We start from the raw sequence: 1,064 nt of genomic DNA on the forward strand, positions 1-1,064 counted from the left end.
TTATATATAGATATTATCCTACCATTCTTTATATTGACCCTATTTTCTAATTGATACCTTGCAAGAAAAGAATAATAGTTGTTCCTATACCAAGTAGGAATGTAATAAATGCAGAAAGTCGTATGCTGTCATTCTTTTCTATTCAATCATTTTGAAGTGTCTCAAGGCATTCATAATGGCTTCTTCTTTTTCAGGTGTACACTGTGGAATAATTTGTTTCTCCTTTTTAGACTTGTTGTAATGTTCTCGTAATTCTATTCMNAYRTKTMYWWKWKAYMKGTGCAATATATAATGTCGAAACTTTTAATTCAAATTTATTCCAAACATATTCTTTGATTTGAGCATATGTTGCCTTACTCTCAGCACTTGTCAAATCAAACTCATCCAGCTCAATTTCAATATTTATATGCTTATCGACATCAAGTTTGGACAAAAGTGCTACCGTCTCGATGTGAGATTGTTAGGCTATTTTCAGAAATTGGTCTAACCCTTTAGTTTTTCCTGTATTACTACGGTTATCACTGCTTTGCTTTTTCAGTTATTTCAATTCTCGATTAGGTAATTTTCCAGTTCTCAAAGCGACAGTAACAAACTCAACCTCTTGCAAGCACTTCTCGCAAAGTTCATAACCCTCATTGAAGTTGACTCTTGACCTAAATGTGCTAGCAATGAATTCGCATGGTGAGGTGATCCTTTCAACTACACCGCACCGTTCGCACTCAGCATACACATTCCCATCCTTAATCGGAATAAACATTCCATGATCTTTCTCATTTCCCATGACGCTAACATCTTCGAAATCATCAAATTTTACATAGAGCATATACGGCTTCCTCCTTTATCGGTATGTCTATATACGCTCTAATTCCAACTTATATCAAGTTTTATTGCTTCTTTTTTGATCTATATGTCTGCTACTTCGCAATAGCTTTCCCATTAAGACAGTGCACCATGTAATGCGCAAATCCATCGTTTTTACAATTTACCTTCTTCTTATCTGAAACCTCGGTGACACCATTCTCACAATCTACTTCAAGGCTTGCATCCTTGGTGATTGTTCCTTC

Annotated in this window: 1 protein-coding gene; it reads right to left on the bottom strand. The window is 35.4% G+C overall.

Features of this window, described 5'->3' with window-relative positions; translation table 11 throughout:
* Positions 1-538: 538 nt before the first annotated feature.
* Positions 539-823, bottom strand: coding sequence for a hypothetical protein (locus A5294_RS06895; RefSeq protein WP_004114737.1), 285 nt, complete (start codon positions 821-823; stop codon positions 539-541).
* Positions 824-1,064 lie beyond the last annotated feature (241 nt).

Origin of the sequence: Gardnerella sp. 30-4 (genome assembly GCF_001641215.1) — a bacterium.
GTDB lineage: Bacteria > Actinomycetota > Actinomycetes > Actinomycetales > Bifidobacteriaceae > Bifidobacterium > Bifidobacterium leopoldii.

Excerpts from the sequence above, each read along its gene's own strand:
- A5294_RS06895 (WP_004114737.1), bottom strand. The coding sequence starts at position 823 with ATGCTCTATGTAAAATTTGATGATTTCGAAGATGTTAGCGTCATGGGA.